The following is a 16,597-nucleotide window of genomic DNA, read 5'->3' as shown; positions in this document are numbered from 1 at the left end:
GACCTCCGTCTCGTGGCTACATTTTTGGCTACACGTGCAACAGTTGGACCTCTGCAGCATGCTGAATAGCCCCCTACCCGCCGGTCGAGTTAGGCAATCTGGATGCGCTCGTCACCAAGCTCGACCTCGACGCGGAGCGTACCCCCGACGGCTTCGACATACCTGCGCAGCGTGTCGACCTGCGTGCGTTCGATCTCGCCGTGCTCGATTCGCGAGACACGGTTCTGACTCACGTGCAATCGCTCGGCCAGCTCCACCTGGGTCAGCTCCGAGGCCTCACGTAGCTCGCGCAGCCGATAGGCACGAACCTCCTCAAGCATCCGCTTCTTGTGCGCGTCAACTGCATCACGATCGACCGGCCGCTTCGCCTGCATGTCCTCGAGAGTTCTCGCCATCACGCCCCCTCCTTTCCTCGCCGCCTGCGCTCATGCTCGTCGAGACGATCATCGGCGATGGGGATGTTCACTCGGTACCACTTCTGCCAGTTGCCGGCCTTGTCGCCCGCGACCAGGAGGATGGCTCGCCTCTCCGGGTCGAAGGCGAACAGCACCCGCAGTTCCGAGCGGCCGCTAGACCCCGGACGTAGCTCCTTCATGTTCTTGTGCCGTGAGCGCACGGCGTCGACCAGGGGACGCCCAAGCTGCGGTCCGCGCTCCGCAAGCAGCTCCAGCGCAGCGACCACCTGCTCGTACGAGCTTTGATCGAGCGCCTCCAGCCAATCCTCGACGAGCTCGACGTCGATGGTTCACACCAGGACCTACTCTACAACGCAGGAGGTTTACACCTCAACAGGTGTATCCCTTTCGGACCGGTTACCAGAGTGAGCACCGCGGCGCCGAAACCAGTCGTATCAGAGACTGCACCGACGGGTTCACTTCCTGCCCTTGGTGTACGACGCCCGCGGGAGGGACAAACCCATGTTTGCCCCTTATCACCAGGCCGGCCAGCCGATCCTCGGCCCACTCGAAAACCGTTCCCAGGAGGCGTTGAGGTTCTGGGGCCTGGCAACCGGAGATTCGGGAGCGGTTCGTATACGTCCTCGGGCCCATGGGTAAGACTGTCCTCGAGATGTCCCAGCCGCACCGCCCCCCGCTCCCCCGCCACCCGGCCGACGCCGCGAGCCGCGAGCTCGAAGCGCTCCGGGCGGAAAACTCCCGTCTGCGCCGCCTGCTGAAGATTGCGGGCACGAGCACCGCGCCCACCCCGGAGCAGGCCGCGGCCCCCGTCGCCCCGGCCGGGCAGGTGACGATGGAGTCCGACTCCCGGGCGAAGCTCGCGCTGTATGCCTCGCTCTTCAGGGCCCGGACCGACGTCTACGCCGTTCGTTGGGAGAACCGCCGGGACGGCCGGGCCGGCTGGATGCCTGCCGTGGCCGGCGGGTGGCGCAAGGGTATGGACCGGCGCACCGCCCGGCACCTGCCGCTGACCGCCGACGTGCTCGACGCGCACCTGCGAGGGCAGACCTTCGTCGGGCTGTACCCCCTGCTCGATGATGACACTTGCCATTGGTTGGCTGCCGACTTCGACGGCCCGGCGGCCATGCTCGACGCCCTCGCCTACGTCAAGGCCGCCCGCGCTACGGGCGTCCCGGTAGGCCTGGAGATCTCGCAGTCCGGCAACGGGGCGCACGTGTGGGCGTTCTTTACCGAGGCCGTTCCGGCGGAGGCGGCCCGCCGGCTCGGCACCGCACTGGTCCACCAGGCGGTGCACCTACGCGGCGCAATGGACCTGCGCACCTATGACCGGCTCTTCCCGTCGCAAGACGTCCTGCCCGCCGGTGGCCTAGGCAACCTCATCGCCGCGCCGCTCCAGGGCCTGCGACGCCGGGACGGCACCACCGTGTTCCTCGACCTGGCCACCCTCGAGCCATGGGACGACCAGTGGGCGTACCTGTCGACCATGGATCGGCTTACCCCGGCGGAGCTGCGGCGCGCCACCACCCGGGCCGGCGCTGTCGTCATGGGCGGAGCCGTGGACAAACTCGCCCGGCCGCCGGCCACCCGGACCAGGCCGCGCCTGCCCTCCGTCGTTCACGCCACGCTCGGTGCGGGCCTCACTCTGCACGCCGCCGACCTGACGCCCGCGGCGCTGGGAACGTTCAAGCACGCCGCATCCCTGGCCAACCCGAAATACTATGAGCTCCAGCGTCTGCGCAAGAGCACCTGGGATACCCCACGGTTCCTCAGGGGCTACGACGAGACCGTCGATGGCGACCTGGTGCTCCCCCGTGGACTGCGCCACCTCGTCTCGGACATCGTGCGCGACGCCGACTCCCGGCTCGAGGTTGCCGACGAACGGATGGCCGGCGCTGAGATCGACGTGGCTACCGACGTCACCTTGACGCCCGAGCAGCAGGACGCCGTTGGGGCGATGGTCGCCCACGAGGACGGCGTGCTGGTGGCCCCACCCGGGTCGGGCAAGACCGTGATGGCGTGCGCCCTGATCGCCGAGCGCGGGATTTCCACCCTCGTGCTGGTGGACCGCAAGGCGCTGGCCGACCAATGGCGTAGCCGCATCACCGAGTTCCTCGGCATCACTCCCGGGCAGATCGGTGGCGGAAGGTCGCGCACCACAGGCATCGTCGACATCGCCCTCCTGCCCACCCTGGCCCGTCGGGACAACGTGGCCACGCTGACCGCCTCGTACGGGCAGGTGGTGGTCGACGAGTGTCACCACATCGCGGCCGCCGCCTACGACCACTCGGTCAAGCAGATTCGCGCCCAGTTCTGGCTGGGACTGACCGCCACACCCCGGCGCCGGGACCGCCTTGACGACCTCGTCCGGTGGCAACTCGGGCCCGTCCGGCACACCTTCGCCACTCCCGCGCACGACACCCTCGAGGGCGCCGCCCGTGACCTGTCCGGTCGCGCCAACGCCCCGGCACCGGTGCTGCACGTGCGACGCACTGCATTCCGCGGGGCGGGAACCGTGGACCCGGGCGAGCCTGGAGGCATGGCCGCCCTCTACGGCGAACTGATCGCCGATCCCGCGCGGAACGCACTCATACTCGGCGACGTGACCGACGCCCTCGCCCGCGGCCGTCGGTGTTTGGTGCTCACGCGCCGGACAGCACATCTCGAGCTGCTCGCCGGTGCGCTGCGCGAGAGCGGGCACGACCCCGTCATCCTCCACGGCGGCATGGGCGCACAGGCGCACCGGCAGGGCGTGCGTCGGATCGAGGACGTGGTCGACGGCGCAGGCCTGGCGGTGCTGGGCACCACGCCCTACATCGGCGAGGGGTTCGACGCACCCGCGCTCGACACGCTTTTCCTGACCATGCCAATCTCCTTCGACGGCCTACTCGTGCAGTACGTCGGCCGGGTGGTGCGCGCCCACCCGGGCAAGGCGACGGCAGAGGTGTTCGACTACCACGATGCCGGCGCCCCGGTGCTCGCCGCTTCCCTGGCCAAGCGCGCACCCGGCTACACGACTCTCGGGTTTCCAGACCCCCGCACGCTGCTCGGTAAGCCCCCGCGGAGCTCGCACGACGCAGCCACCATCGGCGACCCTACGTTGGACCTGTGACGTACAGATTCCCTCGGCCGATGTATCTCCGAGGGAACACTCAGCTGGTCAACATTCCCGTTGAGCACGGACATCGTCGTCGGCAGCGCCCCGCCCGAAAAGGCGGGTTCCGCAGCGGCGACGTCGGAGGCGAGCGCCGAACTTGGCTACTCCCTGGGCATCGCCGCCCTGGGCTCGGGGCTGCCGGCGGCGCGGGTTGGTCGGCGATACCCTTCTTGTCGAGCTTGAAGTTGCCCATTGTCTGATCCTTCCGTCCGCCCGGGTCTCTCCCTAGGAGGCTGCTCAAGACGGCGGTTTCCGCTCCGCGTGGGAGAAGTGTGGGCGGGCAGGTCGCCTCACGGCCGTCTCTCGGCGGTCACAGCGCTTGGCTGGACATCGAGGTCGGGCCTGCCCGTCGTATCCATGATGCGCCTGGCGGTCCCGTGCGGGCCAGGGCGAGGGCCCAGCCGGTCAGGCCGTGATCATCACTCAGGACCCGGCGGTGCGCTGCAGGCCGAGGCGGAGCAGGCGCTTGAGGTTGATTGCGGCGGCGCGGTGGTTCAGCCAGTGGTCGTTCTTGGTGATCCCGCGGTAGCGGACCTTGCGGTTCCTGCGGGTGAGCCAGGCGATCGGGCGTTCGACCATCGGCCGCCAGGTGCGGTAGGTCTCCTGGACCCCGGGCTGCTGGGCCCGGGCGCGGTGCGCGCGCTGGAGCGCCTCGTGAGGATGCAGGTCGAGCTTGCGGCCGCGCGCGGCGGTGGTGCAGCGCGCCCGGAGCGGGCAGCCGCGGCAGCCGGCCCCGAACGTCACCTTGCGCTTGGCACTGACGCTCCGGGGCAGGCCGTTGGGACAGGTCACCGTGCCGGCGGCCTGGTCGACGGTGAAGTCCTCGAGGGGAACCCGCCCGGCACGGCCGGGCGCAACGGCCACGGCTTAATGACCGGCGTGTGCCCGGCCGCCTCCAGCGCGGCCAAGGCCTCGCCGGTGCCGTAGGCGGAGTCGGCGAGGACCTCGACCGGGATCTGAGCGACCGGCCGTGGGTTCGCGCTCCTCGGTGTCGCTCGCGTTCCGATCACCTTGTTCGGCGTTGTCCGGGGTCAGGGTGGTGTCGGCGGCCAGCAGGCCGGTGCCGACGGCGCCGTCGGCGTTGTCGGGCCCAGCGGCCGGCTCGACGACGACGTGCGCCTTGAACCCGTCACGGCGCTGATGGACGGTCTTGTGCGCATGCCGGGTCCGCGGGTCGACGGTGGAGATCACCCGGTCGTAGGCGACCTTGCGGGCGATGCGCCAGCGCCCGTCCGTGCCGGCCGAGCCCTCGGCCGGCACGACGTCCTGCCCGGCGACCACCGCCAATAACGCCACCACCTGCGCCTGCTCCTCGGGCAGGGCCTCGATGTCGAGGTGGTCCAGCAGCGCCAGCGCATCGGTGACCAACGCCGAGACCAGCTCGTCCCGGGCGGCCGGGTCGTCCCAGGCGATTCTGGGCTTGCCCGGCCGGGTGTAGTCGTGGCGGGTGCAGTGCACCGCCACGGCCTCCTTCCCGCCGGTGACCTCGCGGGCGACCCTGCGGATCGCCGCGATCAGCTGCGTCACGGTGTCCTGGGTGACGACCGCGTCCTCGAGCACCGTGGAATCCAACGCCCGCCGGTTCTTCCCCCGCAGCACCCCCGTTCTCCAGCGCGACAGCGTTCACGCCCTCGAAGATCCGGTTCGGCCGCTCGCTGGCCGCCAGCCGGCGGCACCAGTACGTCAACGTCGTCGGATGGAACGCCGGCGCCTGCACCGGCAAACCACACGCCGCCTTCCACCGCAGGTCGAACGTGACAGCCTCGGTCGCCTCCCGATCCGACAGGCCATGAAGGCTCTGCAGCACCAGCACCGTGGCCACCACGTCCGCCGGCACCGACGGGCGGCCCCGGCCCGAGCGGAACAGGTCCGCGAACAACTCCTCCGGAAACAACGCCAGCCGGTGCTCGGCCAGGAACGCGAACCCGCCGCCCGACTCAAGCAACTCACCGGCCATCGACTCCGCGTCGAACAGATCCCGCTGATCCCGCGCTCGACCCTGCATGCCCCAAGCGTTCCCGACCCCAACCCACCCGCCGGGCAGGGACACGCATTGTTCAGCAGTGATGCGCACGTTGGGGCACGAGCGGTTCGCCGTCGTCGGCCACGAGCGCGGCAGTCACGTCGCGGCCTATCGGACCGCCCTGGACCACCCCGACCGGGTCACGCAGCTGGCCGGCCTGGACAGTGTCCCCGTCATCGAAGCCCTCGAACGTGCCGACGCCGAGTTTGCCGAGCTGTGGTGGCACTGGTTCTTCTTCGCCGCCGACCAGGCCGAACGAGTCATCACCGCCGACCCGATGGCGTGGTATCGCCCCGACCGCGACCGCATGGGCGCCGACAACTACGACGACATGGTCGCGGCCATCACCGGGCCCGGCACAGTCCGAGCCATGCTGGAGGACTACCGGGCCGGGCTGCACGTGGACCGCGCCCACGACGCTGCCGACCGCGCCGCAAGCCCCCGCATCCAGTGCCCCACCCTCGTCGCCTGGTCCAGGCGCGACGACATGGAGCGTCTCTACGGCGATCCCGCCGCATCTGGGCAGGCTGGTGCACCCAACCTGTTCAGACCGCCGTCATCGACTCCGGCCACCACATGGCAGAGGAAGCGCCTCACGAGCTCGCCGAGACCCTGGCCCGCTTCCTCACCCCCTGAGAAAACAGGGCACAGATTGCCGCGACGCTCTGCGACATGCCTGGGAGACTCTGGGCGTCGCACTCGTCGCGGTGGCGTGCACCCCAGGCAACACCGCGTTGGACAAGTCCTCCCTGTTGCACCAAGATCCCTTCCGGGCCACTGCAACAGATACGTCTGCGGCACCTCTGCACATGGCGCAACAGTGGTCAGCGGAGCGGCTACATCGTCAGGTGGAGGGCCTTCTCCACGAACAGCGGGTCGTTGGAGATCTTGAACCCCTCGGCCCGGTGCGGCTTGAGGTCGAACGCCCTCCAGATCCGCCCGATCGTGGACTTGCTCAGCCCGGTGCGCTCGGCCATCTTCGCCCGCGACCAGTGCGTCGCGTTCTTCGGCGTCGACTCCAAGGTTGCGACCACGACATCCTCGACCTGGTCGGCACTGATCACCGGGGGCCGTCCCGGCCGCGGCTCGTCACCGAGCCCATCGAGGCGTTGCTCGACGAACCTGGCCCGCCACTTGCCCACCGTGGCCGCCGCGCATCCCAACCGCGCCGCAACCGTCTTGTTGTCCAAGCCCTCCGCGCATGCCAGCACGATCCGCGCCCGCAGCGCCAGCGCCTGCGAGGACTTCGCCCGACGCGACCACCTCACCAGCTGCGCGCGCTCGTCATCGGACAAGACCAACTCGGCTTTGGGACGCCCAGAACGAGGCATACCCCAGTCTACGACTTATCCAGTGGGTTTCTGGCGCAGGACACTAGCCATCCCGCCACCATTCCCCGCGCGGGGAACGTGCCCAGGTGGGCCAGGAGCCGGTCGTGGTCGATGTGGTCGAACGCGGCCGACAGGTCCGCGTCGAGCACCCACTGCCGCTTGGACCGGCGGCCCTTGAGCGTCCAATAGATCGACTCGATCGCGTCGTGACTGCCACGTCCGGGCCGGAACCCGTACGAGCGCGGTTCGAACCGCGCCTCCCACTCCGGTTCCAGCGCGTTGGCACCCGTGCCTGTTGCACCCGGTCGCGCAGCACCGGAATCCCCAGCGGGCGCTGCTTCCCATTCGCCTTCGGGATGTAGACCCGCTTGACCGGACGGGCAAGCCAGGGCGTGGTGTGGCGGTGAAGGTCCACGGCCAACGCCGCCCTGTCTGGTGAGGTCAGTGCGACCTCGCCGTCGATGCCCGCGGTCTTGCGGCCAGCGTTGTGCTGCGTCACCCTCCGCACGCTGAGCAGCGTGTTGGACCGGCTCCGCAGCATCAACTTCTGCAAGTTGCGGACCTGCTTGAGGTCCCCATCCTGCGACGCCTTGAAGATCCTCCGCCGCAGCCGCCGTACGTCGTCCTCGACCGGTCGCCAATAGATCGCATCCCAGTCCAGGTAGTCGTCTTGCGGTCCGTTCACCTCGTCGGCGTCTAACTTGTCCGCAAGTGCTGGCGTCGCCATCGTCGTTGCTCCAAAGGCTCACCTGGCCCCCGTCAGCAACCCTCACGGGGTCCGCGTCATGCGCGGTATCCGGCCAGTTATGCGAGTCCGTCGCTCGGAGGAGAGCGGCACCACGGGACCCGGTTTCCTGTCGCCTTTCAGCCACCGGCGTTGGCTTCTTGGGCCATCCTGTTCCCGCCCCGGCGTTCGACCTTCCTCACGGTCAGCCCACCGAGCCACGGCTCGGACCGGGGCGGGGTTTCCGCGTTCCACATGCGCAAGACCCGGCCGGGGAGGGTGCCGCCTCGATCCCGGGGCGGCGTTGACACGCACGACCGGTCAAATGCCCCCGGTCGCCGCCTGCCGCTTCTCAGCGGCCAGCCCTGCACCCCGGTCCAGCATCCATCCACCCGAGGCTCACCTTGACAAGACGTATCGGCGGTTCACTCACGTTCACCCGTCCAGCCTTCCCCTTGCCTACGCACTCGGATGGATCGAGCGACGCTTCGGCTTCTTCCCTGAGCTTCGCACCCCACCGTTGCCGGCGACGCACGTCAGAGCGGGGACGGGCCATCGAACACTTACCCGGGCTACGTCATCGACGACACCGCCGACCTCCTACTTCAACGCGCCGCTTGCGCATGCGACCTCGTGTCGCACCATCTACGAGATGCCCTTCTTTGCCTGGTGATACGTGCCTTAGACAAGTCGTATCTTCCCAGGTCAGAAGGGCATTCTCGCTTTCCCGCGCCTACCTACGGCAACCAGCCCGTCGGTGGATCGAGGCTTAGTCATACCGGCACCCTGACGCCGAGAAGAGGCGGCCGAACCGCACCGGGACGGGCGCCGATCTAGGCGAGGTCGCCGAAAGGAGAAGTTGCACCAGGCCCAGACGTTACTGGGGCCGCTCGAGCACGGTACCGGTCCAGGCCTCTACAGCGTCGTCACCGAGAACGGACCTCGCACACGTTGGTGGCGACGGACGGCCTGTTCGGTAGAGAGCGCAGATCAGGGGATGATCATCCCCATAGAGTTTCAGGACGTCTTGCGTCGGCGGCGCATGGTGCGCCGCTACTCCCCCGAGCCTGTTGATTCGGCAGCGGTAGACCGGTTGCTACGCAACGCCGTACGTGCCCCCCAACGCCGGGTCAGCCAGGGCTGGGCCTACCTCGTGCTGGACCAGCGAGCCGACATAGAGCTCTTTTGGGAGGCGAGCACGCCGCCCGACAGGGTGGCTCGGCCCGACGCGTGGCTCCGCAGAATGCGGACCGCACCGGTGATCATCGTTCCGTTCTCGTCCAAGGACGCCTACCTGACGCGATACGCCGAGGAAGACAAGGGCTGGACCGACCGGGACGAGTCACGGTGGGCCGTGCCCTACTGGCATGTTGACGCCGGGATGGCGTCGCTATTGATCCTGTTGACGGCCGTGGACGAGGGGCTCGGGGCGTGCTTCTTTGGGATCCCGCCCGGGCGGGACACGGCGCTGCGCACCGCGTTCGGTGTTCCGTCCGACTTCACCCCAGTCGGTGCCATCACCGTGGGCCACCCCGCGCCGGCCGAGCGTTTGCAGGGGTCACCTGCTTCAAGAAGGCGCAGACCAGTCCAGGAGGTCGTCCACCGCGGTCACTGGTCCCGCTGACCCGAGACGGCTCTCCATACCAGCCGACTCCGGACCGTCTCGGGCAGAGCGGCCAAATCAGCGGGGGTGTCGAGATCGGTCGACGTGCCCCGTCGCCGAACCATGGCGGTATGCAGACCGAGTGCAGCGGCTTCCTGCGTGTGCGCGGCCCGACTGTCGGAGCCGAACCAAAATCGGAAGCCGCAGACGACCTGGTCGAGCACGAGCGCATTAGTACCCTTGCCCGTTCGGTCGGGCGCCAAAACCACAGGCGTGGGGGGCCGCAGGAGCGCGAAGACGTCGTCGGGCGTTAGCAGGGGCAGGTCTGCGTGAATCACGAGGAGACGACCCTGCGCCCCCGTCGCGGCTAGCTCATGTCCCATGGAGACGGCCGCGTTGAGGCCCCGCCGAGTCTCGGGCTGACGGACCACCTCGACACGCGTGTCCACCGGCGCAAGGGCGTCGGTCGCGAACTGAGGGTCACGGGTTACGACTAGCACGCGAGCCGTTCCCGCCGCCAGCAAAGTGGTGACGACGTGACGGCCTAGTGCCGCGATGAGGTGGCTGCGTTCCTGCGGTCCGAGCGCGCCGGCCAGGCGTGTCTTGCCCGAGCGACCGTCCCGCAAGGGCACGACGGCGGTAGTTGGTCTTGCCCCAGTGTCCGGCGTCTTCCAGGCACTCACGACACGCTCAGGAGGCCGCCATGAGGAGCTCGCGCGCGAGGCGCTCACGGTCGTCGGCGCCACCGAGCACGGTCTGGGTGACGAGGACGGACATGCCCAGCGCCTCGATCGCCGAGACGAGGTCTTGGTCCTGCTCGTCGATGACCAGCATGTCCAGCAGGCCGACGTACAGGCGCGCCACTCCGAGGGCGGAAACTTCGTGGTCCAGGGCTGCGAGCATCGCCGCCGCAGGACCCTTGAGGGACCTTCCGCCAACGATCGGGCTGACCCCAACCCGACGAGCGGGGGTCTCTTCGAGGGCCTCCCGGATGCCGGGGACAGCGAGGATCGGACCAATGCTCACGAAAGGGTTGGAGGGCCCAATGACGACGACATCGGCCGTGGTCATTGCCGCGAGCACCCCCGGCCCGGGCCGCGCGCGTTCCACTCCATCGAAGACCAGGCCAAGGACCTTGTCCGAGTGCCGGTGCGCCACGAAGTACTCCTGGAACCCGAGCCGGCCAGCGGGGGTATCGACCTGCGTGGCCACCCGCTCATCCGTCATCGGCAGCAGGCGCGCCCCGATTCCGAGCGCCGCCGAGAACTGCGCGGTCACCTCCGACAAAGCGGCACCGGCACGCAGGCGTGCCGACCTCACGATCTGGGTCGCAAGGTCGCGGTCGCCGAGGCTGAACCACGCGTCCTCGCCCAGCCGGACCATCGCCTCGATCGTCGCGTGCGTATCGCCTTCGATGCCCCAGCCCGTAACGGAGTTCGCTTCGCCGGCGAGGGTATACATCACCGTGTCCAAATCCGGGCTGACCGAAAGCCCATACACGACGGCGTCGTCGGCCGTGTTGATGACCACCGTGAGGTCCTCGACCGCGCGGGCCATGCCATGCGCAAGCTTCGCGCCGCCGCCCCCTCCGGAAAGCAGGGTCACGCTCTGGCTGATGGCTGGCACCGAGGCAGCATAGAGCCCTCCGCACGCTCGGTCGACGGTTTCTCGCGATTGAGCCCTCCCACGCCCGCTGCTTTCGCTGGACCGACCACTTCCTTCGGGATCCGTGGAGCCGAAAAGACCCCAGAACCGCGATCTAAGATCCATGATGTGATCCTGGACTCAGGGCTCGACTTGGCCTAGTGCGCCAGCCCGGGATTGGGCGGTTGGTCCGGACGCAGCATAAGCGTCTATATCACGCCTCTCCCGTTGTCCACCCTGGAGCTTCCGTGTCCCGTCTTTATGTCCCGCATGCCCGCATCTTTATCGTGGCTGCCGCAGCGTTCGGCATGGTTTTACTGGCCGGTTGCGGAGATTCCACCGGCCCCGAGGCCGGTGCTGCCCCACTCGGTGGTGGGAGCGGCTCCCCCGGCGCCCCTTCCATGGGCGCGTCGGGCGGCTTTCCGCTAACCGTTTCCAGCTGTGGGGTCGAGGCGGAGTTGACCGCACCGCCGGAGCGCATCGTGACGATCAAGTCCTCGGCGACGGAAATGGTCCTTGCCCTCGGGGCCGGTGACCGGCTGGTAGGCACGGCGTACTCCGACGGTGAGGTCCCCCGCAACTTGGCGGACGCCGCCGCTGACGTGCCGGTCCTGGCGGAGAAGAACCCTTCATCGGAGGCGGTACTCGAGCTGGAGCCGGAGCTCGTCTACGCCGGATGGGAGTCCAACCTGTCCGCCGAAGGCGCGGGCGAGCGCACTATGTATTCGGGACTGGGCATCGCCACCTATGTCTCGCCGTCGGCATGCAAGGGAGCCGCGTTCAAACCCGAGAAGCTAACTTTCGATGACGTCTTCAACGAGATCACGGAAGCCGGGAGGATTCTGGGCGAGAACGAGGCCGCGGCTGCCCTGGTCGAGGAGCAACGGGCCGAACTTGCCGCCGTCGAGCCGTCGGAAGCTGGGCTGAGCGCCCTCTGGTACTCCTCCGGCTCGGAAACGCCCTACGTGGGCGCGGGCACCGGGGCACCGCAAATGATTATGAAGGCCGTGGGCCTGCACAATGTCGCGGCAGACGTCGCCGACACGTGGACCTCATTGTCCTTCGAGGCCGTGGCCGAGCGCGACCCCGATGTCATCGTTCTTGTGGACTCCGCGTGGAACACCGCCGCACACAAAATCGAGGCGCTCGAGGCCAACCCGGTAACCGCGGCACTACCCGCCGTTCAGCAGCGCCGCTACCTCACCGTCGCCTTCCCGGCCACCGAGGCCGGCGTTCGCAATGTTTCTGCCGTGACCGACCTCGCCACCCAGCTGGCAACGCTTGAGGCGAGCCGGTGATCTCCACGGCGCAGCGCAGCCGGGCCTGCACGGACCCGCCGGCCACCCAGCCGCGCCCGCAAGCTCGGCGCCCCGCCACAGCCGCGCGAGAGCGTCGTGGCAGTGTGCCGCTCGTTGTCGTGCTGCTCGCTCTGGTCGCTGTTTTGACGAGCACGGCGGGTTGGGCGCTGACCTTGGGCCAAGCCGACATCACGGTCGGGCAGGTGGGGGCGTCGGCCTGGCACCACCTGTGCATCGAAGCTGGGGCCCCGCCCGAGACGGGCGTGTGCCGGGCGAACGCGTTGACGACGATCCAGGACGCCATCATCTGGCAAGGGAGAGCCCCGCGCGTGGTCGCCGCGGTCGCGGTCGGCGCGGGCCTGGCGCTGGTGGGTGCCGTCATGCAGACCCTGACCCACAACCCACTGTCGGACCCCTACCTGCTGGGGGTCTCCGCCGGCGCCTCCGTGGGCGCGGTGCTCGTACTCGTCCTCGGCCTGGCCGTGGCGACGCCGGCCTCGGCACTCGTCGGTGCGCTGGCCGCGCTGCTCACGACCCTGGCGCTGGCCAGCCGGCGGGACGGGCGCCTGTCCCCCGTGCGTACCGTGCTTGCGGGCGTCGCGGTCGCGCAGGCCGGCTCTGCCGTGGTGAGCTTCGTGATCTTCTGGTCCTCCACGGGGGACTCCTACCGGGAGATTCTGTCCTGGCTCATGGGGTCCCTGGCCGGGACCGTGTGGTCCGAGGCACTCCTCGCCCTGGGAGTGACCGCGGTGGTCGGCACCCTCCTGGCCACCCAGGGCCGCACCCTGGACGCCTTCTCTTTCGGGGACGTCTCCGCGGCCTCCCTGGGGATCGCCGTGACACAAGTCCGGTGGACCCTGCTGTGCACCAGCTCGCTGCTCACCGCCGTGCTCGTCTCCGTCGCCGGTTCCATCGGCTTCGTCGGGCTCGTCATTCCCCACGGTGTCCGGCTGCTGGTGGGCTCGCGCCACCACCGGACCTTGCCGGTGGTCGCCATCTCCGGCGCGATCTTCCTCCTCCTCGCCGACACCGCCGCTCGCAGCCTTTTCGAGCCTCGCGAGCTGCCCGTCGGAATTCTCACCGCCGCGATCGGCGCTCCGGTCTTTGCACTGCTACTGCGACGCCACCGGAGCGCGGATTGAAGACCCGGCACACGCACACCCAGGACTCTCAGGTCGCCGTCGCCGATACCGTCACCGACGCCAACACCGGCATGCACGGCGAAACGCTCGACATCGCGGCCCTGACGTCCACCGTGGGCCACGTGAGGATCCTGCATGGCGTCGACGCCTCCGTGCCCGTCGGAGCCGTCAGCGCGATCGTTGGCCCGAACGGCTCTGGCAAGTCAACGCTGCTGCGCGTCCTCGTCGGCGCCCTGCCCGCCGACACCGGCGCCGTCCTGCTCTCCGGCCGGGACCTCGGGCGGATGACACGGCGAGAGCGCGCTCGTCACCTGGCGATGGTCGAGCAGGACTCCAGCGCCGACGTCTCGCGCGACGTCCTTGACGTCGTCCTCCTCGGGCGCACCCCGCACCGGCCCCGCTGGGCGACCGACTCCGCCGGCGACCTCGAGATCGCGCGCCGCGCCATGGTCCGCACCGGTGCCGCCGCGCTGGCAAACCGTGACTTCGCCTCCCTCTCTGGCGGAGAGCGCCAGCGCGTGCACCTGGCCCGAGCACTCGCCCAAGAACCTCGAGTACTCCTGCTGGACGAGCTCACGAACCACCTGGACGTCGGCGCCCAGCTGGCGGTCCTAGGCCTGGCGCGCACGCTCACCACTGACGGCGGCACCGTACTTGCCGCCCTACATGACCTCAACCACGCATTGAGCTTTTGCGACCACGTGCTCGTGCTCGACCGCGGCCACGTGGTCGCCGCCGGGCACCCCGCCGAGGTCTTGGCCGAGGAGCTGGTCGGGCGCGTCTACGGGGTTCGCGCGCACCGCGTCAGCACCGGCGGGCGCGACCTCCTCGTCTTCGACCCTGCGTAGACGGCGCCATAACCCTGAGTTGTGCCGCAGCCAGACCGAACACCCCGACATGCGGATCGAACGGGTCAATCTCGACCGCGGGCTGCGGGCGGCGCGCCGTTAGCTGCTGGTGGAATCCGCCAAGCATCAGCCGATCGTTTCATTGAACCTGAGTTGGCTCACGCGCCAGGGTTCGATGGACGGCAGCGCGCTGACCTGCGGTGACGGCACGGGTTTAGTGCGTTTTCACGCACTAAGGGGTGTCCTCCTACGCTCGCGGGGTGGCGTTCATCAGGCGGGTGCGGACCGCGTCGGGGGCGACGGCGGTCCAGATCGCCGAGTACGCCGGCGGGCGTCAGCGGATCGTCAGACATGTCGGCTCGGCCCATACCGACGCTGAGCTGGGGGTCCTGCTCCAGAAGGCTCAAGATCTGCTCGAGGACCCCGCCCAGGGCGTTCTCGACCTTGGTGTCGAGCCGACGCCGCGGGTGAGGTCGTTGGTGCCACCGGCTTGTGAACCGGGTCTGTTCGACGCGCGGCCGGCAGCGCCGGACCGCGGCCGGGACAGTGCGGGTCGCGTGGTGTCGACGGACTCGCGGGTGCTGTTCGAGGCGCTGGCCTCGGTGTTCACCACACTGGGGTTCGACGCGGTCGGCGATGAAGTGTTCCGGGACCTGGTCATCGCCCGGATCGTGGAGCCGACCTCGCTGCTGGATTCCGGGCGGGTCCTGACCGACCTCGGTCGGGTCCCGGCCAGCTACGCGACGATGAAGCGCACCTTGGCCCGGGCCGCGGCGGGCAAGTACCGCGACCAGGTCGCCACGTTGTGCTTCGAACACTCGGTCACCAGCGGTGACGTCTCCCTCGTGCTCTACGACGTCACGACGTTGTACTTCGAGGCCGAGAAGGAGGACGACCTGCGCAAGGTCGGCTACTCCAAGGAACGCCGGGTCGATCCCCAAATCGTGGTGGGCCTGCTGGTCGACCGGCGCGGGTTCCCCCTCGAGATCGGTTGCTACGAGGGCAACAAGGCAGAGACCGCCACGATCATCCCGGTCATCAAGCAGTTCCAGGCTCGCCACGACATCGAGAACATGGTCGTGGTCGCCGACGCGGGCATGCTCTCGGCGGCGAACCTGCGCGAGCTGGACGAGGCGAACCTGCGGTTCATCGTCGGCTCACGGGTGACCAAGGCCCCGAACGACCTGGCCTCGCACTTCCGTTGGCACGGGGACGCGTTCGCCGACGGGCAGGTCATCGACACCATCACCCCCAGGACCGGCCAGCGCAGCGAGAACGACACGGCCCTGCGTCCCGAACCGGTCTGGGACTCCCAGCGGCACCCGGGCTCGTGGCGGGCGGTATGGGCCTACTCCGCCAAGCGCGCGGCCCGGGACAACAAGACGCTCACCGCGCAGGAGAATCGGGCCCGCGCGGTCATCGCCGGAGAGAAGGCCGCCCGCACCCCGCGGTTCGTCAAGAGCACTGGCGACGGGCGCAGCCTGGACGAGACGGCCCTCACGCGCGCCCGGCGGTTGGTCGGTCTGTCGGGTAGCCCCGACCCGTTGCCGGGTCGGGGCCCCCTCAGAACCGGACGTGCCCCTTTCAGAGCATCCGGCTCAAGCAAGTCCGAGGGCGGCGGCGGGAGCGGGGAGGAATGCTGGCAGGGACTCGGTGGGGTCAGGTCTGCGCGAGCGACGTTGCCGCCAGGGCAAAGTCACGCTGCGCTACAACGGCCGACTGCACCACATCGGCGTCGGCCGAGCCCACGCCCGCACCCCGGTCGTCATGGTCATCCAAGACCTGCACATCACCATCGCCGACGCCACCACCGGCGAGATCCTGCGCGAGCTCACCCTCGACCCCACACGCGACTACCAACCCCGATAACGGAAAAGCCCGGACCCACAAACGTGGGTCCGGGCTGTCCGGGATGTCTTGCGACATCACATACGTCGGGCTGGCGGGATTTGAACCCACGACCCCTTGACCCCCAGTCAAGTGCGCTACCAAACTGCGCCACAGCCCGTCCGCCCGTTGTGCGGACCTCGTAGAGGTTACCTCAGGGGCACCTGCTGGACCGAATCCCCAGGTGTGAGCGTCGCCTCACATCCCCGCCCAGGCCCCGGTCCCCACGCCAGTCGCCGGTGCCTCGGCCGGCGGTTGCCGGTCAGCACCACCTGCCACACACTCAGGTGCCACCACCGACCGAAGGAGGCTCACCATGAGCGAGCAGGACAAGGAACCTCTTGGCGGCATGATCCCCCAGGACGGCCGCGACACCCAGGAGTCCGCGGCCGAGGGCGACGTGCCCAACAAGGAGTCCGGCGCCGGGCTCGGCGCCGGCAAGGGCGACACCTTCGAGGGCGAGGAGACCATCGCCACCGGTCAGGAACCGACCGACTGAAACGGTGGGCGCGGGTCCCCGGTGCGCG

General features: G+C 69.0%; 14 protein-coding genes, 1 tRNA gene and 3 pseudogenes. 8 read left to right on the top strand and 10 right to left on the bottom strand.

Annotation, left to right across the window (positions count from 1 at the left end; genetic code table 11):
• Positions 1-89: 89 nt before the first annotated feature.
• Entirely contained in the window at positions 90-395 is a 306-nt protein-coding gene (locus ACF0H8_RS09765) for a helix-turn-helix domain-containing protein (RefSeq protein WP_395290861.1), read from the bottom strand.
• A complete protein-coding gene (locus ACF0H8_RS09760) occupies positions 395-715 on the bottom strand; it encodes a type II toxin-antitoxin system RelE/ParE family toxin (protein WP_395290860.1) in 321 nt (106 codons plus the stop codon). Before ACF0H8_RS09760 ends, ACF0H8_RS09765 begins: the two co-directional genes overlap by 1 nt.
• Positions 716-1,047: 332 nt before the next feature.
• On the opposite strand from ACF0H8_RS09760, the gene ACF0H8_RS09755 reads away from it, so the two are divergent.
• Positions 1,048-3,525: a TOTE conflict system archaeo-eukaryotic primase domain-containing protein gene (locus ACF0H8_RS09755; RefSeq protein WP_395288737.1), complete on the top strand. Its 2,478-nt coding sequence runs from the start codon at positions 1,048-1,050 to the stop codon at positions 3,523-3,525.
• Positions 3,526-3,993: 468 nt separating this feature from the next.
• Here ACF0H8_RS09755 and ACF0H8_RS09750 read toward each other — a convergent pair.
• The 5 genes and pseudogenes from ACF0H8_RS09750 to ACF0H8_RS09730 form a co-directional block, all read right to left on the bottom strand.
• Positions 3,994-5,575, bottom strand: a pseudogene (locus ACF0H8_RS09750) (IS1182 family transposase).
• Positions 5,576-5,627: 52 nt separating this feature from the next.
• Entirely contained in the window at positions 5,628-5,819 is a 192-nt protein-coding gene (locus ACF0H8_RS09745) for a hypothetical protein (protein WP_395288736.1), read from the bottom strand.
• 610 nt (positions 5,820-6,429) lie between these two features.
• Entirely contained in the window at positions 6,430-6,888 is a 459-nt protein-coding gene (locus ACF0H8_RS09740; RefSeq protein ID WP_395288735.1) for an IS630 family transposase, read from the bottom strand.
• A 44-nt stretch (positions 6,889-6,932) separates the two neighbouring features.
• Positions 6,933-7,199, bottom strand: coding sequence for a reverse transcriptase domain-containing protein (locus ACF0H8_RS09735; RefSeq protein ID WP_395290859.1), 267 nt, complete (start codon positions 7,197-7,199; stop codon positions 6,933-6,935).
• 146 nt (positions 7,200-7,345) lie between these two features.
• Positions 7,346-7,651: pseudogene (locus ACF0H8_RS09730) on the bottom strand (reverse transcriptase N-terminal domain-containing protein); the annotation flags it as partial.
• 994 nt (positions 7,652-8,645) lie between these two features.
• On the opposite strand from ACF0H8_RS09730, the gene ACF0H8_RS09725 reads away from it, so the two are divergent.
• Positions 8,646-9,272: a nitroreductase family protein gene (locus tag ACF0H8_RS09725; protein ID WP_395288734.1), complete on the top strand. Its 627-nt coding sequence runs from the start codon at positions 8,646-8,648 to the stop codon at positions 9,270-9,272.
• On the opposite strand, the gene cofC is transcribed toward ACF0H8_RS09725, so the two are convergent.
• Positions 9,257-9,883, bottom strand: coding sequence for a 2-phospho-L-lactate guanylyltransferase (cofC, locus tag ACF0H8_RS09720; RefSeq protein ID WP_395288733.1), 627 nt, complete (start codon positions 9,881-9,883; stop codon positions 9,257-9,259). The two genes, ACF0H8_RS09725 and cofC, sit on opposite strands and share 16 nt — an antisense overlap.
• A gap of 58 nt (positions 9,884-9,941) precedes the next feature.
• Positions 9,942-10,877 (bottom strand): 2-phospho-L-lactate transferase, encoded by a 936-nt coding sequence (gene cofD / locus ACF0H8_RS09715; protein ID WP_395288732.1) that lies wholly within the window; start codon positions 10,875-10,877, stop codon positions 9,942-9,944.
• 266 nt (positions 10,878-11,143) lie between these two features.
• Between cofD and ACF0H8_RS09710 the strand changes: the two genes are divergently transcribed.
• The 5 genes and pseudogenes from ACF0H8_RS09710 (at position 11,144) to ACF0H8_RS09690 (ending at position 16,052) form a co-directional block, all read left to right on the top strand.
• On the top strand, positions 11,144-12,193 hold the full coding sequence (locus ACF0H8_RS09710; protein ID WP_395288731.1) for a putative F420-0 ABC transporter substrate-binding protein: 1,050 nt from the start codon (positions 11,144-11,146) through the stop codon (positions 12,191-12,193).
• A 104-nt stretch (positions 12,194-12,297) separates the two neighbouring features.
• Complete coding sequence (locus ACF0H8_RS09705) at positions 12,298-13,335, top strand: iron chelate uptake ABC transporter family permease subunit (protein WP_395288730.1); 1,038 nt, start codon at positions 12,298-12,300, stop codon at positions 13,333-13,335.
• Positions 13,332-14,183 (top strand): ABC transporter ATP-binding protein, encoded by an 852-nt coding sequence (locus ACF0H8_RS09700; protein WP_395288729.1) that lies wholly within the window; start codon positions 13,332-13,334, stop codon positions 14,181-14,183. Before ACF0H8_RS09705 ends, ACF0H8_RS09700 begins: the two co-directional genes overlap by 4 nt.
• 239 nt (positions 14,184-14,422) lie before the next feature.
• Positions 14,423-15,553, top strand: a pseudogene (locus ACF0H8_RS09695) (IS1634 family transposase); the annotation flags it as partial.
• 283 nt (positions 15,554-15,836) lie between these two features.
• The gene (locus ACF0H8_RS09690) at positions 15,837-16,052 is read left to right on the top strand and encodes a hypothetical protein (RefSeq protein ID WP_395288728.1); all 216 of its coding nucleotides are present in this window, start codon (positions 15,837-15,839) and stop codon (positions 16,050-16,052) included.
• A 65-nt stretch (positions 16,053-16,117) separates the two neighbouring features.
• On the opposite strand, the gene ACF0H8_RS09685 is transcribed toward ACF0H8_RS09690, so the two are convergent.
• Positions 16,118-16,191, bottom strand: a tRNA-Pro gene (locus ACF0H8_RS09685).
• A 195-nt stretch (positions 16,192-16,386) separates the two neighbouring features.
• Here ACF0H8_RS09685 and ACF0H8_RS09680 point away from each other — a divergent pair.
• Complete coding sequence (locus ACF0H8_RS09680; protein WP_395288727.1) at positions 16,387-16,569, top strand: hypothetical protein; 183 nt, start codon at positions 16,387-16,389, stop codon at positions 16,567-16,569.
• Positions 16,570-16,597 lie beyond the last annotated feature (28 nt).

The sequence above is a fragment of the Georgenia sp. AZ-5 genome (genome assembly GCF_043952095.1).
Classification (GTDB): Bacteria; Actinomycetota; Actinomycetes; order Actinomycetales; family Actinomycetaceae; genus Georgenia.
The sequence above is the reverse complement of the archived record's forward strand: the minus strand, read 5'-3'. Positions and strand labels throughout refer to the sequence as shown.